Here is a 26,177-nt window from a genome sequence, read left to right as displayed (position 1 = left end):
TACTGTAAGGGTAATGTTTTCTTGTGCAAATATGTAAACGATTTAAACGAATCAATGAAATTTATAATGAAGGGGCAATTAAATATATGAGTGAAACATTACATAAAAGAAAACCACCATATGTAATGCTTGTAATCCTTTTTATTGGGGCATTTGTTTCATTTCTAAATAACTCCCTTTTAAATGTAGCCTTGCCATCAATAATGAAAGATTTAAACATTCAAGATTATTCAACGATCCAGTGGCTTTCTACAGGGTATATGCTTGTAAGTGGTATATTAATTCCGGCCTCAGCATTTTTAATAACGCGTTTCTCGAATAGGAGCCTATTTATTACATCTATGGTGATTTTTATTCTTGGTACTGCCTTAGCGGCTGTAGCACCTAACTTTGGTTTATTACTTACTGGTCGGATGGTTCAAGCGGCAGGCTCTTCAGTTATGGGACCTTTGTTAATGAATATTATGCTAGTAAGCTTTCCAAGAGAAAAAAGGGGAACAGCAATGGGGATTTTTGGACTAGTTATGATTACAGCTCCAGCAATTGGGCCGACACTATCAGGTTATATTGTAGAGTATTATGACTGGCGTTTGCTTTTTGAAATGATTTTACCCTTAGCAATCATTAGCTTACTGTTAGGGATTTGGAAATCTGAGAATGTCATGAAACAAAACAAAAATGCAAAACTTGATTATCTCTCATTACTATTATCTTCTGTCGGTTTTGGCGGTTTGTTATATGGATTCAGTTCTGCAAGCTCCGATGGTTGGACAAATAAAGTTGTCTTAACAACCTTAATCATAGGCGCAATTGCCCTAATTGCTTTCATTATTCGTCAATTAAAAATGGATGAGCCGTTATTGGATTTACGTGTTTACAAGTACCCAATGTTTGCACTTGCGTCTGTAATTGCAATTGTCAACGCGGTGGCCATGTTTTCGGGTATGATTTTAACACCAGCTTATGTACAAAACGTCCGTGGCATTTCTCCGCTGAGCTCTGGACTGATGATGCTTCCAGGTGCGGTTATAATGGGGATTATGTCACCAATTACAGGTAAACTATTTGATAAATATGGTCCTCGGATTCTTGGCATAGTGGGGCTTTCCATTACAGCTGTTTCAACTTATATGTTGGCAAGTCTGCAAATTGACTCTAGTCACACACATATTATTCTTATCTACACACTGCGGATGTTTGGGATGGCGATGGTTATGATGCCACTTATGACAAATGGTCTTAATCAATTGCCAACTCGCTTAAACCCGCACGGTACAGCTGTTAATAATACGGCTCAACAAGTGTCCGGTTCGATTGGTACTGCTATTCTTGTTACGATTATGAACTCTGTAACAAAAACAAAAGCTGAAAGTTTAATGTCTCATATAGATCCAACAACCTTTACAGAAACTACGAAGGCAATAGTAACTCAGAAGGCTTTATTATCTGGAATTCAATATTCGTTTTATGTAGCGCTTGGCATGAATGTTGTTGCACTACTATTAGTTTTTTTCGTTAAACGTGTAGATACAAGTGCGGAAGCTGTCGAGAAGCTAAATCGGTAGAGAAAAATAAAACGCTTGATAATGATTCCTACAAGTTTTTTGCTGCTAAGGCGCCGGTATTTAAAGCTGGAAAAGAACTAAAAGAAGCAGGGAAATAATTATATAGTAAAAGAGGACCTGATGTTCATATCAGGTCCTCTTTCATTAGTAACACGGTATACTTGCTTATCGTATTGGTTTAACTAAACTACTGATTTTTCGAATACTACAATCTTAAGCTCGTCAACTTCTCTATTTTTGGGGTGTTTTAGAAGAAAATGAATCAAAATAATCGTTTTTATAAACAAATACAAGAGATGAGATCCGTTTGCAATTTCTCATAAACATTACAAGTTTAGATTATCTTTTAACACCAACATTAAAAGGCTCCAACTATATTTATTCGCTTCATTTTAATTTAGTATTTTTCTACAAGTTATAAATCTAATTGCCAAGCTTATACGTAATATCATAATCATGAATAGTTAGGGAAAAGATAAAATAAGGTAATCAATTACATATCTTTATCCCAGGCGATTAGTTGCTATTTCCTCTTTATTAAATGGGATATGTTATTTCATGCTTTTTTGAAAGGGTGTTTTAAATGGAAAAAAAAGTATCTGCCATTCCTCAGCCGAAAACATATGGACCGCTGGGTAATCTCCCATTAATCGATAAAGATAAACCGACCCTATCCTTTATCAAGATAGCGGAAGAGTATGGTCCCATTTTTCAAATTCAAACTTTAAGTGATACCATTATTGTCGTTTCCGGACATGAACTGGTAGCAGAAGTCTGTGACGAAACACGGTTCGATAAAAGTATAGAGGGTGCTTTAGCAAAAGTTCGCGCCTTTGCTGGAGACGGATTATTTACAAGCGAGACTCACGAGCCTAACTGGAAAAAAGCTCATAATATTTTGATGCCTACATTTAGCCAACGGGCAATGAAAGATTACCATGCTATGATGGTTGATATTGCTGTACAACTCGTTCAAAAATGGGCACGGCTTAATCCGAATGAAAACGTGGATGTTCCGGAGGATATGACTCGTCTTACGTTAGATACAATTGGTCTATGTGGTTTTAATTACCGATTTAATAGCTTTTATCGTGAGACCCCTCATCCTTTTATTACTAGCATGACCCGTGCTCTAGATGAGGCGATGCACCAATTGCAGCGGCTGGATATAGAAGACAAACTTATGTGGAGAACGAAACGTCAATTTCAGCATGATATCCAATCTATGTTTTCTTTAGTAGATAATATTATTGCTGAACGTAAAAGTAGTGGAGATCAGGAAGAAAATGATTTACTTTCCCGTATGTTAAATGTGTCAGATCCGGAAACTGGTGAAAAATTAGATGATGAAAACATTCGTTTCCAAATTATCACTTTTTTAATAGCTGGGCATGAGACAACAAGTGGATTGTTATCTTTTGCAATTTACTTTTTATTAAAGAATCCGGATAAATTGAAAAAAGCCTATGAAGAAGTAGACCGTGTTTTGACAGATCCTACTCCAACATACCAACAAGTTATGAAACTGAAGTATATACGGATGATTTTAAATGAATCACTGCGTCTATGGCCTACCGCTCCAGCATTCAGTCTCTATGCAAAAGAAGATACAGTGATTGGCGGGAAATACCCAATTAAGAAAGGAGAAGATCGTATTTCTGTTCTTATTCCACAGCTACATAGGGATAAAGATGCATGGGGAGACAACGTGGAAGAATTCCAACCTGAACGATTTGAAGAGCTGGATAAGGTTCCTCATCATGCTTATAAGCCATTTGGAAATGGCCAGAGAGCATGTATCGGTATGCAATTTGCACTTCATGAAGCCACTCTTGTAATGGGAATGCTTCTTCAACATTTTGAATTAATTGATTATCAAAACTATCAGCTGGACGTAAAACAAACATTAACGCTAAAGCCCGGTGATTTTAAGATTAGGATTCTACCCCGAAAACAAACTATTAGCCATCCTACTGCTCTTGCACCTACAGAGGACAAGCTGAAAAACGATGAAATTAAGCAGCACGTTCAGAAGACACCTTCTATTATTGGGGCCGATAATCTTTCACTTCTTGTTCTGTATGGCTCGGATACAGGGGTAGCAGAAGGTATTGCAAGAGAATTAGCGGATACAGCTAGTTTAGAAGGGGTTCAAACGGAAGTGGTAGCTCTTAACGATCGAATTGGAAGTTTGCCAAAAGAAGGAGCGGTACTTATTGTGACTTCTTCTTATAATGGAAAACCACCAAGTAATGCAGGGCAGTTTGTGCAATGGTTGGAGGAACTAAAACCGGATGAGCTAAAAGGGGTTCAATACGCAGTTTTTGGTTGTGGAGATCATAATTGGGCTAGCACCTATCAACGGATTCCAAGATACATTGATGAGCAGATGGCTCAAAAAGGAGCAACAAGATTTTCTAAACGCGGAGAAGCAGATGCAAGTGGTGATTTCGAGGAACAGCTCGAGCAATGGAAACAAAGCATGTGGTCTGATGCGATGAAGGCATTTGGATTGGAGCTCAACAAAAATATGGAAAAAGAGCGCAGTACTTTGAGTCTGCAATTTGTCAGTCGTCTTGGAGGATCTCCTCTTGCACGAACATATGAAGCAGTTTATGCGTCTGTACTAGAAAATCGTGAACTCCAATCATCCAACAGTGATAGAAGTACACGACATATCGAGGTATCCTTGCCAGAAGGCGCTACATATAAAGAAGGAGACCACCTTGGAGTGTTGCCAGTTAATAGCGAGAAAAATATCAACCGAATTTTAAGACGCTTTGGATTAAATGGGAAGGATCAAGTTATACTGAGTGCAAGTGGACGAAGTATAAATCACATACCTTTAGACAGTCCTGTTAGTTTATTGGACCTTCTTAGTTATAGTGTTGAAGTTCAAGAAGCAGCCACTCGAGCACAAATACGAGAAATGGTAACATTCACAGCATGTCCTCCTCATAAAAAAGAATTGGAAGCATTATTAGAAGAAGGAGTTTACCATGAACAAATACTAAAGAAACGGATTTCAATGTTGGACCTTCTTGAAAAGTATGAGGCTTGTGAAATCCGATTTGAACGCTTTTTAGAACTTCTTCCTGCGCTCAAACCGCGTTACTATTCTATTTCAAGCTCTCCACTCGTTGTACAGAATCGTCTGAGCATTACGGTCGGTGTTGTTAATGCGCCTGCATGGAGTGGGGAAGGGACATATGAAGGAGTCGCTTCTAATTACTTAGCTCAGCGTCATAATAAAGATGAGATTATCTGTTTCATTCGAACGCCACAATCAAACTTTGAATTACCTAAAGATCCAGAAACACCAATTATTATGGTTGGGCCAGGTACTGGAATTGCACCATTCCGTGGATTCTTGCAAGCGCGTCGTGTTCAAAAGCAAAAAGGTATTAACTTAGGAGAAGCACATCTATATTTTGGTTGTCGTCATCCTGAAAAAGATTATCTTTATCGTACAGAACTAGAAAATGATGAAAGAGATGGATTAATCTCTTTACACACAGCTTTTTCTCGTCTAGAGGGACATCCAAAAACATATGTACAGCATTTAATAAAACAAGATAGAATCAATTTAATTTCGTTATTAGATAATGGAGCTCATCTTTATATATGTGGTGATGGAAGTAAAATGGCTCCGGATGTAGAAGATACCCTTTGTCAAGCGTATCAAGAAATTCATGAAGTCAGTGAACAAGAAGCAAGAAATTGGTTGGATCGTGTGCAAGATGAAGGGCGATATGGAAAAGATGTTTGGGCTGGTATATGACTGTTTCTTAATTAGATACATATTAACTAATGAACTTCTTTCGAATAAATTTCACTTTATTAGTATAGTGTATTTAGATGAATAGTGATTAACCGGACTATTTAGTATCTACTAAATAAAAAACAGGACCTGATATGCATCTATCAGGTCCTGTTTCACATAGACATTATACATCGATATTTTCCACGCATTATCACTGTTTGCAATGTAGTTAGCCTTTTGAGTCAGCTATAAAATCAGATATTATTTTTTCAATATCGAAAGGAGTAATCCCTTTATCCAAAGAAAAAATGCTTTCTGCTTCTTCGATGTCTTGAACGAGTTCACCTCTAGCTTCAATATGTAATCGGAACAAGTCATATAAATTCGGTTTAACTAAATTAGTTAAAGCCTTTCCAACTAGTATCATACCTTTTTGATTAGCCTCGATGGTATTATCATAAGTTAGATCTCTTGTAAGAGACAAATCTGTCCAAATCAATTTTCGTTCCTTTAAGTCTAAAATAACTGGAATAGAGATTTGGGTGTCGGCAGTAATATCCACTTTATCTTGAACAGTAGAAGGTTCAAATATTTCACCTGAACCAGGATATTGACGAACCATCCAACCAGTAAAGCATTCTGGTAAATCTTTATACGGTTGGTCTGTGTAAGAAAGCAAAGTCATGACTACATAGCGTGCACCATATTTCAGCACAGACGGAATATCGAAATCAATGAATTCAGATGCCCCCTTTGGTGCAGAAGTAATATCTCCGCTATGGTAGGCTTTGAAATTTTTTGAACGTAAGTTCGTGAAGGATACATGTTCTTTGTATTGCCAATCTTCGTCGTACATTGCAGCAGATAAATCAATGTCAACGCGTCCTGTATGTTGTCCATTCACATAGCCTTCTTTCCACCATAGGAAAAAACGAATCGTATCTCCTTCTGGCAAATCTACTTTACTTCCTCGAGATAATGTGCGAAGCGCTTTGCTGGCTGAACGTTGAGAGAAGGGAACTAAGTGATTTTTTAACTGTTCATCCAAAAATACTTTTCCGAGACTTGGAAGTTCTGCGAAGCGATTTTTTAAAGCATCTTCACACATTTTTACAATCATTAAACAAATATCCTCTGAGATAAATGGAAGTGTATTTTCAATACCTATAGCTTTTGCTACATTTCCCTTTGGAAAAAAGGTACGAAATTCATTTTTATCATTTCGATGCTTAAAATGAGCTGTGAGTTGAAGTAATACAGGAGTAGAAACGTTTCCTATTATACTTAGAAAATCTTCGAGAATATCGAAAACATCTGTTGACTTATCACTACATAAACGGATTAAATGATCCAAGCGTCTGGCAAATTCCCCCGGACGAGTTTTTAAAAGATTTTTTGCTGTCATGATATCACGATTCAACAAAGTTGCTTCTATTTTTCCATTAAATGTTTCAACTTTAATGTTGTTGCGAAGAATCTCAAATGCTCGGTGGGTTTTTGGGAAACGAGTATGATATTCTGCTGGATGAAGAATTTCACCTAAACGAATCCAACGTTTTTTGTATCGAAGCATATCTTCGGTAATGTTTCCGCATTGCTCTAACAATCCTAAAAGGAAGCGTCTTTCTGCTCGGTTAAACTTCTTGAATCGGACGGAGGATGCTAAACTTACATCCCCTTCAGATAAAGCAACTGCAAGGCGAAGAACATCAGTTGCTGTTTTAAAATACTTTGCAGCAGCATCGGCTGATATTTTTCTGTTTATTAATAAAACCCCAATTATAAAAGACATATTTTCCTTATGAGGAATTACATTAGGTAGAAAACAGGAAACATCTTCAGTGTGTGTAATAGCCCATTCTACATCCGTCTTATCAGTTGAGGAAATAGAGCTGTTTGCACTAATCAATTGAGAAATCATTTGATTGAAATCTTCTTCACTTCCTAAGTCAATAACTTTCAAATCAACTCTATCTAAAAGAGGGAGTCGTTCTTCTACTTTTGATACAGGTAGGCGCAACGTCACATAATGAATAATGGCATTAATGTATAAATCAGCGTCACTTAAATCCATCATTTGTTGCGGAAAGTTTGGATACATAGGAGTAAACTGAATATGTGCTCCAACCATTTCTTTTAAATGTTTTACCAACTCTTTGTAAAACGATGTGAATGCATCAACCGAAAGTGTTTGCAACTCTTCTATTAAAGGCTCGGAAAAAGTAAATCCTAAATTTTCCAATTTTTTTAAAACAGTGGCTAAATAAATGTTCGGTAGTTTATTTTCTTCTCTTTTTATAATTACTTTCAAACTTCTTCTTATGTAAATAGAATTTTTCATGAGAACGCCAGCTATTCACGCCTTATAAAAGAGGGGAATAGTCTGACTGTCCTCCTTTCAGTGGTAGATTTTTATTTTTATATGTATAAACACACTAATTGTAGAAAAATGCACAGAGGGTACATAGCTATTTTTTAGTGGAAAATTAGGGATATAACATTTAGTTGTTAAGTGGTAATTTGTTAATTAAGAAAAGAAAACCTCTACATCAATGGTTGATAAACTAAAGTTTATGCAATCCCAAAGAAGAAAGAGGTTTTATAGTCTAATTATTTTTCATAGGGAATTGACAACTCTAAAACAATTTGAAATTTCTACAAAGAAGGAAGAATTGTCATAGCCTATGTGTTTAGCAGGAAAGTAACATCCCTATTTGGCCAAAGAAGTTAGAAGGAAGGAACGTCATAGCCTGCTTTATTAGTATATTCTCATGCGAAGAGCAATTCAAGTATACTGTCTGATTTTTTATTTTTTTCTTAAAGGGGAATTTTCATGATTATCCCGCATTAACGGGCAGCCAGATTGGTGAGGGTGATTAAAGTTTCACTTTATAAATAGGGAGACCATCACATGCCCTTTTTATAATGCTATTACGGGAGGATTTTTATTTTTGATATATTATACCATTTATTTAATGGTATAATATGGTATGCGTTCTGTGGAATGGAGTTGAATGAGTATTATAAATACAAAAGGTGAAATTAAAAAAACAAAAAGAAAAGTATTACTAACTATACTTACTATGTTAGTAATTATAATTGGATTTGGATATTGGAAACTTTTTAGTTTGCAAGGTGTTCCAAAAGGGGAATTCATTCGAACAGTGAAATCTCCAGATGGAAAATATCTCATCAAGACTTATTTTCATAATGCAGGATCATTAAGTGCGGATGCTGTTAGGGGTGAATTAGTTAACCTTGATACAGATTCAGAGAAAAATATATATTGGAACTATCCAGATACAGATCCATATATTGAATGGGTAAATAAGAATATTGTTAGAATTGGAGATCAAACTTTAGATGTTTCACAGAAAGAAACCTATGATTGGCGTGATGACGATAAGCACGTTAAAGAAATGCCTAAACAGTTTATTAGATAAAATAAGAAAAATTAAATTTATTTAATCTTATTCGTTTAACTATAGATAGGATTATATGAGTGAAAAAGTCCATTTAGATTTTCTAAATGGACTTTTTTAGGTTTCTAGATACGACTACTGATAAAAATGGAACAAACTTGTTATTTAGGTTGTCTATTAAGTATACGTATAAAACAGGGGTTCATGATAGTTCACTCATTTTATGAAAAGTGAGATGCAAGAGAGTGATATCCGATACACTCTTTAATTGTATCGATATGTATAACACCTAAAAAAACATATATTCTTGAAAGAGGTTGAAAATGTATGATAGTCTTAAACAAGTTTTTTAACATTTTACATTACAAAAAGATGGTACCTGTAGTATTTCTTTCATGTGCAACGCTTATAGGCTGTTCCGATGGTAATACTCAATCTGAATTACCTAAACAAACGAAACAAACAAATCAAATCAAACAAGAAATTACTGGTAATGATTCTTTTGTTAAACTTGAAAAAGAATTTGATGCTAAACTCGGTATTTATGCATTGGACACTGATACGAATCAAACCGTTACTTATCAATCAGATGAACGGTTTGCATACGCATCTACCCACAAAGCTTTAGCTGTGGGAGTACTTTTACAAAAGAAATCAATAGAAGATCTAAATCAAAGAGTTTTGTATACCCGTGAAGATCTTGTTAATTACAATCCAATTACAGAAAAGTATGTTGATAGTGGTATGACCCTGAAAGAGCTTGCAGATGCTTCTCTTCGATATAGTGATAATACTGCACAAAATCTTATTCTTAAACAATTAGGTGGACCTAGTGAATTCAAAAAATCACTAAGAGAAGTAGGAGACACCGTTACAAATCCTGAACGTTTTGAACCAGAATTAAACGAAGTGCCTCCAGGAGACGTACGTGATACTAGTACCCCAAAGGCATTAGCTACTAGTCTTCAGGCTTTTACGCTAGGAGATGTACTTTCAACTGAGAAACGGGATTTATTAATAGATTGGATGAAAAGGAATACTACCGGAGACAACTTAATTCGTGCCGGAGTTCCAGGAGGATGGGAAGTAGCTGATAAGACTGGCTCGGGATCTTATGGAACCAGAAATGATATCGCAATTATTTGGCCACCAAATAAAAAACCAATTGTTCTTGCGATACTTTCTAATCATGATAAAGAGGATGCTAAATACGATGATAAGCTTATTGCAGAAGCAACCAAGATAGTGCTAGATGCTTTAAAAGTGACAAATAAATAATAATAGTAACTAGTTATTATTATTTTCCCGGTTTTTCGTCACAATATTGTGAGTCATGATTTTGCTAGCGGACTAATGTTTATGGGGTTCTTCGTTGGAGTTGCATTTTTAGCAACGATGGCAAGTTGCTTAATGTTTAAAGTTCTGTCGGGAGCATCAAAAGATGTGGCACGTTATCAAACGTTTCGTAAAATTGTTGTCCGCCGAGAATTATTAACAAACTCAATCTATAAAGAGTTATACTTCATATTTTTATTCCCAGCAATTGTCGGGATTACTCATATATTATTTGGTATGAACATGTTTAGTCCTATTTTAATCAATCCGTACTCTCGTATTTGGTTACCACTTGTTATTTTTGTAGTAATTTATTCGATTTATTACTTGATTACAGTTCAATTATATAAAGGAATTGTACTCTCGAAAAAAAGATCAATGTAATGATGTTATTCATAAAGAATGATAGATAATCCTTTTTGGAAAGAACAATTAAGAGAGAGATAACATTAATTATCGACTGTATCGAAAGTGAAATCACTTCTTTACAGAAGGAGATGGAGAATTAAGTCAATCGAATGAATATTATAGCCTGCTAATATCCCAGAGTATGTTATAAATAATATTGCCACTTGGGTGCAAGGAAGATTGAAATGAAATTAGCAACCATATTTTTAAATAGTTATTTTCAGAGGCAACAAGTGTATTAGGGAGGGGGCATTTGGCTTAGAGGAATCTTCATGTGAAAAGACCTGAAACAGCCTTCCCTATAGCAATAATAAAGATGTCTAATTTCTAATATAGAAAATAATAGCGTTGCTACATTCAATATGTAGCAACGCTATTTAAATTTTTTAAACAGGGTTAAATTTTTCAAGAAATTTACCTATAAAAAATGATATCCAATTAAATTCATAAGTTTATCCTCTATGTATTTTGTAACTACATTTCATCTTGCTGTAAAGAAACAAAAAACACTTTTTTATTCAATAATTCCAATTTCTAGAGCCTTTTGAACAGCTTCTTCTTTGTTAGAGACTCCTAGCTTTGTATAAGCTGTAGAAGCATAATTTCTGACCGTACCATTTGACAAATATAACCTTGATGCTATGGTAGTGTAACGAAGTCCTTTTGCTACTAGCTGTAATATTTCTATCTCCCTAGCTGTTAGCTCATAAGCGGCTGCTTTTGATTGTGGTGTCTCTTTTTGTTCATCGAACTTCTCAAATATTTTGTGAGACATTCCCTGATCAATCAGCGTTCCACCTTTGTGAATAAGTCGGATCGTATTGGCTAGCTCCAACGTTTCAATAGATTTAAGTAAAAAACCATCCGCACCGTTGCGAAGTGATTCCACTGCCTGTTCGGTATCTTGAAACGTTGTAAAAATCAATACGCGGATATGTGGCCATTGTTGCTTAATCTTTTTGGTGGCTTCGATTCCATCCATGTGCTGCATATCTAAATCCATAAGTATAACATGGGGTTGAAGGCGCCCACACAAATCGATGGCTTGATTGCCATCCTCAGCCAAGCCGACTACATTTAAATCTTCATATCTATCGAGTAGTGTCCTCAAACTTTCCCGAACAAATGGCTGATCGTCTACAATTAACAAACGAATAAGTCCATCTTTTATTTCAGTTTGTCGCGGTATGGTGCATGTAACAAGCATTCCTTCCTCTGGCTTTGTATATACAGACAAATGACCTTGCAAGTTCATTGCCCGTTCTTTCATCGCATTCATACCGAAGCCTTCCTGCCATTCTACATTTCCTTTTCCATTATCTTGAACTTCTAACCTCGTATATTGTTGTTCAAACTGCAATGAAACTATAATTTCAGTCCCTTGACCATGACGTACTGCATTCGTAAGGGACTCCTGTAAGCAACGAACGAATGCGATCTTTGCTTGCCGAGATAGTTGATATTCCTCTCCGAATGTCCTAAAACTTACATTTACCTGAGCGTGCTCCTGAAATTCGGCTCCAAGATTTTGTAGAGATTGAATCAAGGAAGACGATTGACACGGAGAATTCATTTGATGTAGGTAACCTCTCACGTCCTCAATACTTTTACGTCCCATTTCAAGCAGAGAATCTAGCCTCTGTATACCCATTTCAGTAGCAAGTTCGGTGCGCAACGTTTCCATCCCCATAATAATAGAAGTATAAGCATGACCAACTGTATCATGAAGCTCACTCGACAGTCTGTTCCGTTCTTCTGCCAGTGTAATGCGTTCAATCTGAGACATATATTGCTCAAGTACCGTGTTTTGTTTACGAATTGCTTCATTTTGCTTATGATTGACGATTAATAAATGGAAAGCGAAGCCCATTACATAAGCAAGTCCATAGTAGGTAACCATAATCCAATAGTTATTACTTGGCGCAAGCGCATAGAAAATTCCAGTTGTTATAAAAACTGTTATTGGAGCTGTCCAATAATAGGACAAATGCTTACTATTCGCAGCAATTAGAAACACCGATATAAGAAATGTCTTGTTAGCTTCCGGAAATAAGGAGGTTAAATATATACACAGTCCACCATATAGCAGTATTTCTGTGAACAAGTAATATTTGTAATTGAACAGTAAGGCTACCCATGGAATAGAGAAGGCAACAACCTCCCAAAAAATAATAATCCAAAGTGGTAGTGTCAAACTATTCTGAAAATCTAACGTGATTACGACGATAGAGACACTAACAAGTATACGGACTCCTAACATAATCCAATCGTACCAAAACCAATACTTAACCATATCTAACAAGTTATTCCCCCCTAAGTAGCCTACCATTTTACTTCCTATATTATAAATTAATCCTTCATACATTGTTATACTTTTTAATTTTACACTACAATTTTCTCACAGAAGGCAAACTTCTATCGATTTAGTTGCCGAATCATGCTACGGGTATAGCCACCAATTTTCTTTGTCAAACGTTCTACTATTCTAATACTTATGGCGGTAAATACTATACCCATAAACATTACAAAGAGTGACTTGGCAAAAGTATCTATCTGTATGAATATAATATTCATTTCAATGTAGCGATACAGTAGTGGTGCCAACAGGAACATAAGTGGCATTACATAAAAAATGATTGTACTAATGAGACTGAAAATGCCAATCACTAATTTCTGCATTAACCAAAAGACAGCAGACCAAGTACGACGATCAGTAAGCACTAATTTCCCCTGAGTCCAGTTCGATGTATCTATTGTTATACTTCTGTCATAAGAGTCTGTTGAAATATCTGTATAAATTTTCGTCTGTATGCGTTCGAATTGGATAAAAGGTGTAGTAGTCTGTAGTACACGTATAATTAGTGGAATCCCAATTACCGTAAATGAAAGGGTGAAACTGAATAGCAGAGCTATTAGATAAAAACAAAAATAAAACAATCCTGTAACGAAAGTTAGCAATAAAAAATAACCATTCTGGATGAATCTTGATTTCATAAAGCTCATCGCTCCTATCTATATAATAACCGAATTGTACTGCTTTTTTTGTCATTCTCACTAGTGTAAAAGTGTCATATGACATCTCTAAATGATGTTAATAAGGGGAGAGTAACCTCCTTCTGGTTAGTATTAATCTCCATAAAACAATCCCGTTCTTGCAGATGCAAGAAGGGATTGTTTTGTACTTTTATTTAATATGAGATGGACTTGTTTTTCGAATATGAAAAATAATATCAAATTGCTCAAGCAATGACGTATCAAAGTATGCCAATTGGTTCGGTAAGAGTCGTGCCCCTATACTTAGTAATGGTCTTTTTGTTTTAACCCATTTTTCTGCCGGTCCTTTAAGGTGACGGTTATCCAATAAAAACATTTTATATGGTACTTTTCCAAAGGTATAATTGAAACTATTTACATTTTGTGGAATCGGATCTGTTATAATCTTATCTCCGGTGTCGTTGTATAAGGTGAAATTCCCCTCCGTAGTTGTACTGCCAATTGTGACATAATTATTGTCTAAACGTTCCTTCAAATTATGCCCGGCAACATAAGGGTATAATTCCTCATCGAAAATTCCTTTAGCTATATGAACATTGTGTCCCCATACCATCGTTTTACCACCCAATGTCTCTTGTGCCCACATTACATGATCGGCCAAGTATTGCTCATGTAGCTTTAACATACTTGGATAGTCGTTAGGAATTAGCATTGTTGTATATTTCTCTATTGCACTTGCCGTTGCTTTGGCCCAGATGTATTCGGGTGAAGCTATTTCTGTGTTGGTTTGCCCATTCTCATCTTTTAGTAATTGGGCTACTCTCTCAGCGTTTGCTTTGAACTTTTCCTTTATTTCAGGAGCAAGGTCCATATATTCCTGTAAACCTCCATTAAAAGCCGACAATTCTTTATAATTTTCTTCTACTTCTGCCAGCAAATCTGGTCGATGCAGCCTTACATAATCAATTACTTTATTAAAGCAGCCTTGGTCCAACTCCTTTAAGTTGAGCCCAATAAATTGGATCTTTTTTTTATTGGATGGATCAGCATTATAATCTTTCATCCACTCAATCATGGCTATAATTTCATCAGTAGGATATAACAAGTTTAAAAATTCTCTAGGGTTTCCTTTTCCTGTTTGGATATATTCATTTAGTTTTAAGCCGTTACCCCAATCTTCTTCTATTGTGAAATTTGTAAAACCCATCTCAGTAACCAAATATTTCACAAGCCGAAACTTCATAGTGAAAATTTCAGAGCTTCCATGAGTAGTCTCTCCTAATCCTACATATTGTGCGCTCCCAATCATTTTCTTAAGTGGTTTTAAATCCTCAAATGATTTTGACGGCTCTATCGTTTTTAATGGGTAAGCCTGTGATTGTATTGATTTAACTATATTTTTTTGTATTGATTGATCTGAATTTTCGACTGCTACTGTTTGAGCCTTTCCTACTTCTACATATCCTGTGACTAATAAAGCTGTACTAACCATTGCAATTATTCTTTTCTTATTCATTTTTTTCACCTCAATTAAATTATTTGTAAAAGCAAGATTGATTCATTGTACTTGCACGAATCAATTGCCTTAATTCAATTGTTATCTATCCCATATCATATTTTCTAGTTACGTATTGTCATAAGGTTAATTGACACAGGTCATAGACTAATCATTACACTTTTGTACTATCCGCTATGACAACTTATAAATAATAATTACATTGATGAGTCGTAAGTAAGACTAGATTATAAATTGGGGAGGGATTTTAAAGATGAATGAATTTGTATACAAAAATATTTTTATTCTAAGTTGTGTCTGTGGAAATGACAAGAAGTATATTCGATAAACAAGTGAATTATAGGGGAAGGGCGGATTAAAATGATATTACACGCAAAATCGTTCCACAATAAAGATAAAATCCAACGTGCTAAAATAGGACTTCAACTTTTTCTGAGTATCTTAATCATTACTTCAATTATCCTAAATGTAGTAGTAATAATTACGAAAAGTATGCCACTTATTGTGGTATATATGTTTACCCCAGCATTATCTTCTATTTTGACTCGCATAATACTGAAAGAAGGGTTTAAAGATGTATCTTTTAGTCTCGGTAACTTAAAGATATGGAAAGGGATTGGTTTTGCTCTGCTAATCCCTATGATTATTTGTGGAATTACTTATTCTATCGCCTGGTCGAGCGGAATTGCGGGGTTTCAGTATCCCGAAGTTGGTATGTTTATTTTAGAACCGATCTACAATATGCTTGGGCTTCAGTATGTAACGGCACCATTCAGCTTCATTTATCTAGTAGTATTGAGCGGCATTTTCGGAAGTTTGCTTGGCTTAATCCCAGCTTTGGGAGAAGAAATGGGTTGGCGAGGTTATATGCTCACAAGGCTAGTCGATGCAGAGTTTTCACGGCCCATCCTTATTAGTGGATTGATTTGGGCAACGTGGCATGTTCCAATAGTTATTGCTGGTCTATATGTAGCGGGACCATCTGTCGTTCTTTCAGTACTTGGTATCTATCTTTGTATTGTACCATTCGGTTATATTATAGCTTATTTACGACTTATCACAGGTAGCATTTGGCCTTCGGTTATCATCCATGCTACTTGGAATGCCATTATTCAAGGACCTTTCACACGTGCAAGTACAGGGTATCAAACTGAGATTTGGATTGGAGAATCTGGCTTGATAACCGCTAGTATTATCTTGATTACTGCAATAATTACGTCTCGAATCGTAAATTTTACTAAATAGCATACGGATGTGTTTTAAATTCAATTAGTGAAATATGACGAGGCGAAATAAGATGCTCCTAAAAATATTAGAAAAAATCTAGTTGAACAGACTCTTACTTTATCTTAGGCTGCTGGATATGTGGGTACATCAAGCTAAGAAAATAAACTTGGTTGCCATAAAAAACATAATGTTTTCATTTAAAGGCTATGAGATGAAATTTCATCATCTTCATCAAGTTTGACTTTCAGGAAATAAAAAGTTAAACGATTATACAAATACTCTAACTGAAAAAATGATAGTCCTTCTACATTTTAGATAGAAGGACTATCGTTTATTTTTTTGACAAAATTAGGAGGTGATGTTTATAAAATGGATAATATAATTCGTGTTTTACGTAAAGAGAAAAAGTTTTTCGAAAAAGATGTAGTTAATTCCTTTGGTATAACGGTTGATTGAAATTTCATTTTATAACTTGTAAAGGGCTGTGCAATGCATCGTACTATTGAAAAATCTAAATTTAATCATTAAATTGCGATAAAATGTGGTCGGAAATAATGAAATTTTAGGAAAAATAAGGTACACTAGTTTATGATTTTAGTTGAAAATCGTTTGACGTTAATGCATACGGGGGAAAGATTGATGAACAACAATACAACAAATGAATCAGTTGAAGAAATTGATCAAAAACGAGTAAGATCAAAAAAACGTTATACAAATTGGAAGTTTATTGCAGCGGGTATTGGTGTAATTGCACTTCTTATTGGGGGAATGAGTTATTATCAGGCAACTCACTTCAATTCGAATGTTACAATTAATGACACAAAAGTTGGTGGTCTGAGCGCTGATCAGGCAATACAGAAATTAAAGACATCTGGACTAGCAAACAAAGTCTATGTTGATCAACAACAAATTTTAGATGAAAAAGATACAAAAACGGAACTTACGGAAAAAGATTTGCCTCAAGTTAAGAAACTATTAAAAAACCAGTGGACATTTTTCCCTTCCTCAAAGGGAGAAAATTATTCATTGCTACCAGAGAAGGCAGATCAGTATCGTAGTGAAACGATGAAAAAACTTGTAGAAGAAAAGCTCATCTCTATGAATGAGAAATTAAAAGCGCCTCAAGATGCTATGGCGAAGCTAGAACAAGGGAAAATTGTTATTTCGAAAAGTGTTGAAGGAAAACAGTATGATGTTACTAGTCTACTGAAAGATTATGATAAGCAAAAATATAAAAGCGAAATTCATCTGAAGTCTGCATACATAAAACCTATTAAAGAAGACGATCCGATTGTCAAAAAAGAGGAGAAAGCACTACAGAATCTTCTTGGGCAGTCTGTTGAGTATAAAGTGCAGGATGAAGTTTATCCTTTAAAAGCGAAAGATTTAATTCAAAATGCCTCTATGTCAAAGGATATGAAAGTTACAATTGATGCGAGTGACATTAAGAAGAAAATTACTGAAATTAATAATGCCAAATCAACATTAAATAAAGATTTCTCATTTAAAACTCATTCCGGTTCAGTCATATCAGTAAAAGGAGAAGGATACGGCTGGGCACTAGATGTTGAAAAAGAAACTAAACAAGTTCAACAAGCCTTTGAGAAAGGCGAAAAATCGCTTTCTGCTTCTAATATTCACGGGAATGGTTGGGAGAAGGAAGGTATCGGTTATAAAACAACATCGAATAATGGCATCGGAGACACGTATGCAGAAGTTTCAATTGCAGAGCAACAAATTTGGATTTACAAAGATGGAAAATTAGTTGTTACAACAAATGTAGTAACTGGTAAACATAGTACTGGTGAAGATACATCACCAGGTGTGTGGTACGTCCTATATAAACGAACACCATATACGCTAAGAGGTAACGCAGTAGGAAAAGCTGATTATGCGGTTAAAGTAGATTACTGGGTTCCATTCACAAATAGTGGTCAAGGATTCCACGATGCCGGCTGGCGCAAAGACTGGGGAAATAATGCTTATTTAACAGGAGGATCAGGTGGGTGTGTGAACCTTCTTCCTAATGTTGCAAAAACTGTATATGATAGTTTGAACACGTATGATCCAGTTATTGTGTATTAAAAAATAGCTACGTATCAAGAAATAAACAAAGCAGGAAATCTTACCTGATGGTATATGAAAAAACACCTCTTGCATTCGCATACTAAGTGTGCAAATGCAATGGAGGTGTTTTTGTTTGAATACAAGAGCGTATTGCTTATAAGAAACAAAGTAGAAAGAAATAATAAGTATTCAAATAGTCAATAAAATTGACAATGAATATCATTTTCACTTAATATAGAATCATTGCATTTAATTAGACATGAATTTTTTGTTAATATAATAGATTTCTATTAAGTTGTCACATTTAAGAACTATCATTAAATATTTTAAGAATTTAAACGTAGGAAAGGGTAATATAAAATGAACTGGAAAAAAGGCGGATTATGGGTTATTATTTTTTTCGTTGTAAAAGGCACGATTTCTACACTTTTAATCGTTACAGGTGCTAAATATTTTGATTTATCATTTATGCAACTTATCTTATTAATTCTGACCTTATTAGTGATTTCTCTAATAAGCCGAAAATTGCTGTATAGACATAAACAAAACAAAAAGCAAAAAGAGCTAAATATATAATGGAGCCCCAGAGACCTTTGGATTTCTGGGGTTTTATTTTGATAGTTTTTTCGCATGTATATCAATTTAACAGAATAGGTTGTCCAAAATGATAAAATCGATGATGTTTAAAATGCGTCAGTTATTTTTAATAACGATTGATACCCGTATTTCTACAATCTATATAAATGACTCAAGCTTCGCATCTTATGAATTCCCTGATGTGCTAAACCTAAGCAAAGTAATGAACTATCTTAAGGAAGAAAGTTGAGTTAGCTAATCGCATATATTTTATTGAAAGGATGTGATTGAATTATGGAACGGCCGAATTGGGGAATTGGAGGATTAGTATTCGTTGGCTGTATGTTTCTTGGTGGAGGAGTGGGATCTATGTTAGGAAATGCCCAAACTGGATGGCTAATAGGAATGGGTGCTGGATTTCTTGGGATGGCTTTAACGAGACTGTTCAGAAAATAATGTAACTGAAATTCTTCTTCCTGAAAATAATTCATGGAATAAGTGCTCTATAGATTATAGTTAGAAACTTTTCATTTGTATTAGTTTTTTTATAAATTTCTCCATACATAGATACGATTCTCAAGTCGGAGGATGACACCTTAGGGTGTCTTTTTTATGCTCTTTAAAAATGTCTTACCATTATAATAGCTGAGTTTTGCTTTCAGTCTCCGATGTCCATTCAGCATAAAATAAAAATTCTGCACCATTTAAACTCTGATAACAATTCATACGATCAAGAATAATTGAGTTAATAGCTTTCGGTAGATCGCCATCATTTTTTTATAATAGATTAGATTCATTGCCGTTTCAGACCTATGTATGAATTCATAATCTAATAGTAAAAGGAGGAATGATTAAAGGTATGGCGGTTAATGAGGAATCAATTTGCCAACAGTTTGCAAGAATCATTGGCGGTCAAGAAGGATTCGCCGGTGGGAAATGCGTGGCAACAATAAACCGAGATGAAATACGAGCAACAATCTTGGGAAAACGTTTTAGAGTAACAACTTCCTTTTCATTCGAATCACGAGATAATAAAACTGGACGGGCATTATGCCTAGGCCGAGTAGCACTCTTACAAAAAGAAGTCACTGAATTTGTGGCGACAATTATTAAACAAGGAATAATCGTTTCGTCTATACACAATGAGTGGTTATGTGATGATCCAAATTTAATTTACGTTAATATCGAAGACGTTGATGATCCACTAAATTTTGCAAGAAAAGTGAGAAGAGCGTTATGCACGTAATCAATTTCTTTAGTTAAACGAGTGATTATATTAAATTGAAAAGTTCAGCGTGTTGGATGGTTTTATAAAACGAAAGAAGGCGTTTCATATTTGGAATGCCTTTTCTTTATGTGTTCGTTACTAATGTGGGTGGTTAACTGATTATATGCTGTTTATCTTGCAACAGCAAGAACTGGACGAGGTATCTTTAAAGGTGTTTGACTGTCTATAGATACCGCATTTTATCAAATGTTGTTAGCATATCATAAAACGATAAGGGAGAAATCGCCAGAGAAATACGTCAAATTAGTCATTCCTTCTATAATCTAAAGGGACGATTTTGTTTTCGAAAAATAATAGGTAAATCATTTGACAATTAAAATAATCTACTTTAATATATGTGCCATAGCATATATATGGTGAAACAAATACATTCATTGTGAATGATTGACTGGTATGCTGTATCCTTTTATATCTTAATTTATAGAGGTGATATATGAACTTACATGATTTAATAGGCTATCTTGTTCACCGTACTGATGTGAAAATGACCAATTATTTTACGAAGAAATTAAAGCCGTATGGAGTTACGCCAGAGCAGTGGGGGATTATTAGTGTTCTTTGTAGCCAAAGGAGCACTACTCAAAAAGAGTTGGCGGAAGCTATTGATAAAGATCAAACTACTGTTGTTAGAATGATACAGTCAATGGAGAGAAAAGGGATTGTAAGGAAGGCTTTGAATGACCAAGATAGGCGTTCACATAACCTTTTTTTAACTGAAAAAGGCGACGAGTTAAAGAAAACAATCTTGCCTGTAGTGAAAGACGCTCACCATTTCGTTACGAGTAATTTGAGCGAGGAAGAAATTAAAGTATTACAATCGTTATTAAACAAATTGTATGATACACACTATTAATATTTGTTCCTTATTGATGCTATGCTATTCATAAGGAACAAACTTTGTTTTAGGTATTATATATGCTATAGCATATAATTTTTGTTTGGACGAATAGGAAGATAACTTTATTTTGTATGATATCTGATTCAGGGTCACTTTTTTGCCTAGTGCCAATCAAATTTTTTGTATTATATATGCTATAGCATGTAATTTCTGGCCCTTTAATATTGAAAAGGGTAATGTAAATTGAAGCGACTTCCATACGGGTAATCTCAGGAAATAGGATAAAGGTAGTGACTACTATCTGAACAATACTGAGTTTTTACCAAATAATAAGAAAGGTGTGATTACTATTTTAATTTTCATCAATATTGTAAAAGTAGTGTTGTTTCTGTTCTTTTTAATGACAGGAACGAAAATTATATCCGGGAAAATGGCAGATGAGTTCAAACGATTTGGTTTACCTTCGTTTTTTAATTTCTTAACTGGAGCTTTTGAGATTGTAGGAGCGATTGGAATGTTGATAGGAATCTGGATTCCAGTAATAGCTTTATGGGCAGGAGTGTTATTAGGTGGTACGATGCTTGCAGCCGCATTAACTCTAATTGTATTAGCGAGAAATCCTTTTAAGAAAGCGATACCTGCACTTGTTTTGTTTGTCCTTAGTTTAGGGATAAGTTTGTATCACATTTTTTAAAAATAACCGAAAACTATTAAACTTTCACTTTATGCGTTCAAGTTACTATCATTATGTGATTATTTTACAAATAGGGGGATTCTCAAATTAGTGTTTGAATAATAATAGCAATACGGATTTAGACATTACTATCATTTGAATCATAATCAGTAAAAGAATGGGAAGAATTTTATATTAAAATAGGAGTGAGTGAAGGTGGCATATTTACTACAAGTTGATTTTCCGTTTGAAGGTCCTTTTGGTGAAGAAATGGAAAAAACATTTTGGGATTTAGCAAATAGTATTAACGAAGAAGAAGGATTTCACTGGAAAATATGGACTGAGAATGAAGAAACAAAAGAAGCTGGAGGCATTTATGTATTTGAGGAAAAACAAGATGCTGAAAAATACGCTGAAATGCACAAGAACAGACTTGAAGCAGTTGGTGTTAAAGATATTAGAGTAAGAATTTTTAACATCAATGAAAAATTAACGGAACTGAATCGTGGGTATATTAAATAATTTCGACAGTCGGAGCAAGCGTAAAAAGGAGGGGGATAATCCCCTCTTTTTTAATTCTTAAATTGACGGTGAGGGGGACTCTTACAAAAAAAATCTTTGCAAAATTTGTGAAAGAAAAAGAGAGATAAAGGTATTTTAACCTTATCTCTCTTTTTCTATATTCATTTATTTTCAGGTAAGGAGTTGATTAGTTATTACTATTTATAAGAACGTGAAGAAGTGTTGATGCCAGTTGGAACTGTTGTAAAGGTTGAGGGGGGCATCCAAGGAAATATGAGAGATGTGCATGATGATTTGGCGCAGGGTTATGAATCCATCTTCTATGAAATTGTGGGATTATATAAGCATTTATTATCCTGGAGATTTTAAAATAAAATCTACCTAATTATAGAAGTGATTTGAACGTAAGGAAATTGTAAGAAATGCATAAGAAAAAAGAAATTTTTATTATGTAGGATACAAATATAGAGAAGCACAAAAGAGGGAGGATAAATAGGGTTTATTTATACGAAAACCAAACTAGTAACAAGCGCATTCTAAATAAAAAAATCATTTATGGTACTAACATACATGTGAAAAAGAGAGGTTTTACCGTTTGTTACAACAGTAGGGATAAAGCCAGAATAGTAGTTTATGTGATGTTTGTAATTGAACAAATAAAAGATGAAATTAATCATTTATCTAAGGAGGCATTTTTTTATGGAAAATAAATTATCTGGGGTGTTAGCCGCTACTTTGGCCCTAACGATGAGCTTGCCAACAGGAGCGATAGCGTCTTCTAGCAGTAAGGCTCCGGTTGTATCTAGCCAAGAAGTTGCTAGTAAAGATTTGGAGAAGATTGCTGCAGAGAACGCTGAACTACTCACGAAGTCCTATGAGACGACTAGCGTGCAGTATGCGCTGATTGATAATGGTAAACTTATTTTGTCGGGGCAGACAGGCAAGAACGACATAGAAGGGAAAGAACCATTAACTAAAGATACTTTATACGGAATTGGTTCAACCAGTAAAGTATATACAGCAGCGGCTGTTATGAAACTAGTAGACGAAGGAAAAGTTGATTTGGATGCTCCTGTTACTGGCTATATTCCTGAGTTCAAAATGAAAGATAAACGATATAAACGCATTACACCACGTATGCTGTTGAATCACTCCTCAGGTTTGCAAGGTTCGACGTTCAATAATGCATTTTTATTTAAAGATAATGATGCTTATGCCCATGATATCTTGTTGCAACAATTGTCCAACCAAAACTTGAAGGCAGACCCTGGCGCGTTTTCAGTATACTGTAATGACGGTTTTACGCTGGCTGAGATCTTGGTAGAAAGAGTCAGCGGTATGAGTTTTACTGAATTTCTACATCAAAAGTTTACAGAGCCATTAAAACTGAATCAAACGATAACATCGCAAGACAAATGGGAAGACGAAAAGCGGGCTGGACAGTATTCTCCGACATACCAGGGACAGCTTCCAAGTGAAATGGTAAATGTGATTGGTACGGGAGGAATCTCCTCTACTGCAGAAGATGTGGTGCGATTCTCACAAATATTTATGGGACAGGGAAAAGAAATTCTCTCTAATAAAGCAGTCAAGGCGATGGAACAAGAAGAATATAAAAAAGGAATGTGGCCAGGAGATAGCGGAAATATGTTCAACTATGGTCTTGGCTGGGATAGTGTGAAACTATACCCATTCAGTGAATATGGGATAAAAGCGTTGACTAAGGGTGGGGATACGATGCTGCAACATGCTACATTGGTCGTGCTTCCAGAACAGAAGATGGCAGCAGCTGTATTGTCCTCCGGTGGGAGCAGCATGACAAATCAACTGTTGGCAAATAAATTACTGCTAGCTAGGCTTAAAGAGAAAGGGGCAATTAAGGATATAAAACCAGATAAATCCTTCGGCAAGCCAGTCAAGGCTAAAGTGCCTCAAGATGTGGTAAAAAAAGCAGGATTGTATGGAAATATCCAAAGCCATTTCAAAATAGAGATTACGAAGAAGGGAGAACTGTTTTTACCAACTAAACCGGAAGAAAAATATGTATATACGGCGGATGGAAGCTTTATAAATGAAAAGGGTACTTCCAAGCTTAACTTCGTCACTGAGAAGAATGGAAAAGTTTATTTAAGAGAGAGCACATATGAATTATCACCGGGATTGGGGCAAAATGTGCTGACTCACTATTTAGCTCAGAAATTAGAAAATAATGTGTTACCGAAGAAAACAGCTGCTGCATGGGCGAAGCGCGAGGGCGGCAAGTTCTACCTTGTTAACGAAAAATTTAATTCTATAAATTATCTAGGACAACAAATACCTCTTAACACACAAATTACGATCAAGGATGGCTATTGGGACGGCAAAAAAATTACAGGTCCGAATACGGCGACGCATCAAATTCAGATTCCTGTGATGAATGGGAGGGATACGAAGGAAGCTCATTTCTATACAGAGAATGGTACTGAATATATGGAGATGGCCAGCTTTTTATACGTCAGTGAATCTAACGTAAAATCCCTTGATGCAGGTCAATTATCAAAAGTTACACTGCAAAAAAATGGGCATGCGAAATGGTTTACGATTCCGCAAGAGGCAGCAGGGAAAACGATGAATGTGGAGTTGCCATCAGGAAGTTCATTCGCGGTGTATGATGGGAATGGAGTATGCGTCAATTTTAGCGTTGTTAGTAATAATAACAAAGTGAAACTACCAGAGAACGGAACGGTTGTATTTGCTGGCGCACCGAACTCCGAATTTACAGTCGCATTGAACTAGCTACAACTCGGGATAGACTTCAATAAAACAGTGCGACATGGAAAAGATATTTTATTTGTATCTTAAGTATTACCTTAAATGATATTACACTTAAATTCTTAGCTTAATAGCAATGGGATAGCACCACATGTCTACTAACCTAAGAAAATAAATCAAACCCATGTCCATCAAGCTAGTAAAAATAAATACCCCAAAAATAGTAAAATTGACATTCTCATAGTAAAAATGTAAAAAATTATTGTTTAGGGGCAGCGTAAAACATTAGTTTGATAGCGATATGGCGCTACTCATAAAAAAGAAATAGGATAGAATATCCTATTTCTTTTTATTGATATAATAAAATGTAAAGAATAGATCCAAAGTAATGATAATAATTAGAAGTAACAAGTGTATAAGTGCATCAGTTTTTCCGTTTAGTAAAGACTTTACAAAGAAATCCCATTCTGTTTCATAGGGAGGTTCTACCCAATTTCGTTGCAGTCCTAACATCATTCCATTTATGAAATAGACAATGCTTAATAGAACCCTTCCAACAAATAAGGTAGCTGTTTTTATATTCCAATCCTTTATCTTGATTACATAAAGGATTGGAAATAGTATCAGTATCCAAAAAACAATAATAAAGACTGTATTTCCCATTCTCTCCTCCTAACAAAATGATTGTGTTTTTAATCTTGGTAAATTCTTAGGTTGGAGGTATGTTTCATTGTTACTGGTTAAAAACAAGGGCCGGAATTCCGGCTCCTTTTCTATCCCGCAAAATAAAGTCTTACTTTATCTCTCCGTCTCAAAAAACTCAATCCATTCTCCATCAGGGCCAGCGAAGAATATGTAACGTGTTCCATCTGGTAATGTTTCGATTTCTTCTCCTAGTAAAAAGGTTACTTTTTGTTTCTTTAGTCTTTCGATCTCATCCTCTAATGAATCCACTTTAAAGCAAATGTGATGTACTTTTCCTTCTGCCGGAAGAGAAGAGTTGTAGCCTTCAATGAGTTCTAGTATCGTTTCTTTTGATTCTTCTACACCTAAAAAAGCGAGTTTTAAGTCTGGATTCGGATGACCCATACGTTTCATGAGCTGTAAGCCGACTACTTCTTCATAAAATGAAATAGATGTTTCTAAGTTTGCAACCATAAGTCCAACGTGTTCAATTCTTCTAACTGGCATGTAGATTCCTTCTTTCTGAAAATTATATACAATATATTATT

At 35.2% G+C, this 26,177-nt stretch carries 19 protein-coding genes and 2 pseudogenes; 15 read left to right on the top strand and 6 right to left on the bottom strand.

The genetic code is table 11. From position 1 onward, the window contains the following. Positions 1 to 86 precede the first annotated feature (86 nt). Both DN407_RS15710 and cypD read left to right on the top strand, forming a co-directional pair. Positions 87 to 1,565, top strand: a complete 1,479-nt coding sequence (locus DN407_RS15710; RefSeq protein ID WP_000005138.1) for a DHA2 family efflux MFS transporter permease subunit — start codon at positions 87 to 89, stop codon at positions 1,563 to 1,565. Positions 1,566 to 2,148: 583 nt separating this feature from the next. Further along, positions 2,149 to 5,346 carry a bifunctional P-450/NADPH--P450 reductase gene (cypD, locus tag DN407_RS15705; protein WP_098329880.1) on the top strand — a complete coding sequence of 1,066 codons (3,198 nt, stop codon included), beginning with the start codon at positions 2,149 to 2,151 and terminating at the stop codon, positions 5,344 to 5,346. A 211-nt stretch (positions 5,347 to 5,557) separates the two neighbouring features. Here cypD and DN407_RS15700 read toward each other — a convergent pair whose 3' ends face one another. Further along, on the bottom strand, positions 5,558 to 7,669 hold the full coding sequence (locus DN407_RS15700; protein WP_149216463.1) for a TerD family protein: 2,112 nt from the start codon (positions 7,667 to 7,669) through the stop codon (positions 5,558 to 5,560). 673 nt (positions 7,670 to 8,342) lie between these two features. Here DN407_RS15700 and DN407_RS15695 point away from each other — a divergent pair. The 4 genes and pseudogenes from DN407_RS15695 to DN407_RS15680 all read left to right on the top strand — a co-directional run. Next, positions 8,343 to 8,771, top strand: a complete 429-nt coding sequence (locus tag DN407_RS15695) for a DUF5412 domain-containing protein (protein ID WP_000022538.1) — start codon at positions 8,343 to 8,345, stop codon at positions 8,769 to 8,771. Positions 8,772 to 9,077: 306 nt separating this feature from the next. Beyond that, positions 9,078 to 10,028, top strand: a complete 951-nt coding sequence (gene bla / locus DN407_RS15690; RefSeq protein WP_000636458.1) for a class A beta-lactamase — start codon at positions 9,078 to 9,080, stop codon at positions 10,026 to 10,028. Between the two features lie 45 nt (positions 10,029 to 10,073). Beyond that, a pseudogene (locus DN407_RS15685) lies at positions 10,074 to 10,469 on the top strand (ABC transporter permease); the annotation flags it as partial. A gap of 21 nt (positions 10,470 to 10,490) precedes the next feature. Next, a pseudogene (locus tag DN407_RS15680) lies at positions 10,491 to 10,682 on the top strand (alpha/beta hydrolase); the annotation flags it as partial. A gap of 325 nt (positions 10,683 to 11,007) precedes the next feature. Here the strand turns inward: DN407_RS15680 and DN407_RS15675 are convergent. The 3 genes from DN407_RS15675 to DN407_RS15665 all read right to left on the bottom strand — a co-directional run bounded on the left by DN407_RS15675 (position 11,008) and on the right by DN407_RS15665 (position 15,003). Continuing rightward, positions 11,008 to 12,795 carry a helix-turn-helix transcriptional regulator gene (locus DN407_RS15675; protein WP_149216759.1) on the bottom strand — a complete coding sequence of 596 codons (1,788 nt, stop codon included), beginning with the start codon at positions 12,793 to 12,795 and terminating at the stop codon, positions 11,008 to 11,010. Between the two features lie 113 nt (positions 12,796 to 12,908). Further along, positions 12,909 to 13,487, bottom strand: a complete 579-nt coding sequence (locus DN407_RS15670; protein WP_149216462.1) for a sensor domain-containing protein — start codon at positions 13,485 to 13,487, stop codon at positions 12,909 to 12,911. Positions 13,488 to 13,677: 190 nt separating this feature from the next. After that, positions 13,678 to 15,003, bottom strand: a complete 1,326-nt coding sequence (locus DN407_RS15665; protein WP_149216461.1) for an erythromycin esterase family protein — start codon at positions 15,001 to 15,003, stop codon at positions 13,678 to 13,680. Positions 15,004 to 15,363: 360 nt separating this feature from the next. Between DN407_RS15665 and DN407_RS15660 the strand changes: the two genes are divergently transcribed. The 9 genes from DN407_RS15660 (at position 15,364) to DN407_RS15625 (ending at position 24,969) form a co-directional block, all read left to right on the top strand. After that, on the top strand, positions 15,364 to 16,248 hold the full coding sequence (locus DN407_RS15660) for a CPBP family intramembrane glutamic endopeptidase (protein WP_000600470.1): 885 nt from the start codon (positions 15,364 to 15,366) through the stop codon (positions 16,246 to 16,248). 621 nt (positions 16,249 to 16,869) lie between these two features. Then, the gene (locus DN407_RS15655; RefSeq protein ID WP_001064057.1) at positions 16,870 to 18,315 is read left to right on the top strand and encodes a L,D-transpeptidase family protein; all 1,446 of its coding nucleotides are present in this window, start codon (positions 16,870 to 16,872) and stop codon (positions 18,313 to 18,315) included. A gap of 342 nt (positions 18,316 to 18,657) precedes the next feature. Further along, complete coding sequence (locus DN407_RS15650; protein WP_001104104.1) at positions 18,658 to 18,873, top strand: hypothetical protein; 216 nt, start codon at positions 18,658 to 18,660, stop codon at positions 18,871 to 18,873. Between the two features lie 294 nt (positions 18,874 to 19,167). Then, positions 19,168 to 19,329: a hypothetical protein gene (locus DN407_RS31665; protein ID WP_000441008.1), complete on the top strand. Its 162-nt coding sequence runs from the start codon at positions 19,168 to 19,170 to the stop codon at positions 19,327 to 19,329. A 403-nt stretch (positions 19,330 to 19,732) separates the two neighbouring features. Then, the gene (locus DN407_RS15645) at positions 19,733 to 20,119 is read left to right on the top strand and encodes a DUF1259 domain-containing protein (protein WP_001986336.1); all 387 of its coding nucleotides are present in this window, start codon (positions 19,733 to 19,735) and stop codon (positions 20,117 to 20,119) included. 475 nt (positions 20,120 to 20,594) lie between these two features. Continuing rightward, positions 20,595 to 21,014 carry a MarR family winged helix-turn-helix transcriptional regulator gene (locus DN407_RS15640; protein WP_001048566.1) on the top strand — a complete coding sequence of 140 codons (420 nt, stop codon included), beginning with the start codon at positions 20,595 to 20,597 and terminating at the stop codon, positions 21,012 to 21,014. Positions 21,015 to 21,342: 328 nt separating this feature from the next. Next, positions 21,343 to 21,693 carry a DoxX family protein gene (locus tag DN407_RS15635; RefSeq protein ID WP_080000489.1) on the top strand — a complete coding sequence of 117 codons (351 nt, stop codon included), beginning with the start codon at positions 21,343 to 21,345 and terminating at the stop codon, positions 21,691 to 21,693. A 195-nt stretch (positions 21,694 to 21,888) separates the two neighbouring features. Further along, positions 21,889 to 22,194, top strand: coding sequence for a monooxygenase (locus DN407_RS15630; protein ID WP_000323775.1), 306 nt, complete (start codon positions 21,889 to 21,891; stop codon positions 22,192 to 22,194). Positions 22,195 to 22,893: 699 nt separating this feature from the next. Continuing rightward, the gene (locus tag DN407_RS15625) at positions 22,894 to 24,969 is read left to right on the top strand and encodes a serine hydrolase domain-containing protein (RefSeq protein WP_097797586.1); all 2,076 of its coding nucleotides are present in this window, start codon (positions 22,894 to 22,896) and stop codon (positions 24,967 to 24,969) included. 315 nt (positions 24,970 to 25,284) lie between these two features. On the opposite strand, the gene DN407_RS15620 is transcribed toward DN407_RS15625, so the two are convergent. After that, positions 25,285 to 25,608, bottom strand: coding sequence for a hypothetical protein (locus tag DN407_RS15620; protein ID WP_000528638.1), 324 nt, complete (start codon positions 25,606 to 25,608; stop codon positions 25,285 to 25,287). A gap of 135 nt (positions 25,609 to 25,743) precedes the next feature. Continuing rightward, positions 25,744 to 26,136: a VOC family protein gene (locus DN407_RS15615; RefSeq protein WP_001145286.1), complete on the bottom strand. Its 393-nt coding sequence runs from the start codon at positions 26,134 to 26,136 to the stop codon at positions 25,744 to 25,746. Positions 26,137 to 26,177 lie beyond the last annotated feature (41 nt).

Source organism: Bacillus sp. JAS24-2 (assembly GCF_008274905.1).
Taxonomy (GTDB): Bacteria; Bacillota; Bacilli; order Bacillales; family Bacillaceae_G; genus Bacillus_A; species Bacillus_A cereus.
This window is presented reverse-complemented; position numbering and strand designations above follow the sequence as displayed.

Coding starts and splice junctions, on each gene's coding strand:
- DN407_RS15655 (WP_001064057.1), top strand. CDS start 16,870: ATGAACAACAATACAACAAATGAATCAGTTGAAGAAATTGATCAAAAA.
- DN407_RS31665 (WP_000441008.1), top strand. CDS start 19,168: ATGGAACGGCCGAATTGGGGAATTGGAGGATTAGTATTCGTTGGCTGT.
- DN407_RS15615 (WP_001145286.1), bottom strand. CDS start 26,136: ATGCCAGTTAGAAGAATTGAACACGTTGGACTTATGGTTGCAAACTTA.
- DN407_RS15670 (WP_149216462.1), bottom strand. CDS start 13,487: ATGAAATCAAGATTCATCCAGAATGGTTATTTTTTATTGCTAACTTTC.
- DN407_RS15665 (WP_149216461.1), bottom strand. CDS start 15,003: ATGAATAAGAAAAGAATAATTGCAATGGTTAGTACAGCTTTATTAGTC.
- DN407_RS15620 (WP_000528638.1), bottom strand. CDS start 25,608: ATGGGAAATACAGTCTTTATTATTGTTTTTTGGATACTGATACTATTT.
- DN407_RS15660 (WP_000600470.1), top strand. CDS start 15,364: ATGATATTACACGCAAAATCGTTCCACAATAAAGATAAAATCCAACGT.
- DN407_RS15700 (WP_149216463.1), bottom strand. CDS start 7,669: ATGAAAAATTCTATTTACATAAGAAGAAGTTTGAAAGTAATTATAAAA.
- DN407_RS15640 (WP_001048566.1), top strand. CDS start 20,595: ATGAACTTACATGATTTAATAGGCTATCTTGTTCACCGTACTGATGTG.
- DN407_RS15695 (WP_000022538.1), top strand. CDS start 8,343: ATGAGTATTATAAATACAAAAGGTGAAATTAAAAAAACAAAAAGAAAA.
- DN407_RS15645 (WP_001986336.1), top strand. CDS start 19,733: ATGGCGGTTAATGAGGAATCAATTTGCCAACAGTTTGCAAGAATCATT.
- DN407_RS15625 (WP_097797586.1), top strand. CDS start 22,894: ATGGAAAATAAATTATCTGGGGTGTTAGCCGCTACTTTGGCCCTAACG.
- bla (WP_000636458.1), top strand. CDS start 9,078: ATGATAGTCTTAAACAAGTTTTTTAACATTTTACATTACAAAAAGATG.
- DN407_RS15710 (WP_000005138.1), top strand. CDS start 87: ATGAGTGAAACATTACATAAAAGAAAACCACCATATGTAATGCTTGTA.
- cypD (WP_098329880.1), top strand. CDS start 2,149: ATGGAAAAAAAAGTATCTGCCATTCCTCAGCCGAAAACATATGGACCG.
- DN407_RS15650 (WP_001104104.1), top strand. CDS start 18,658: ATGAACTGGAAAAAAGGCGGATTATGGGTTATTATTTTTTTCGTTGTA.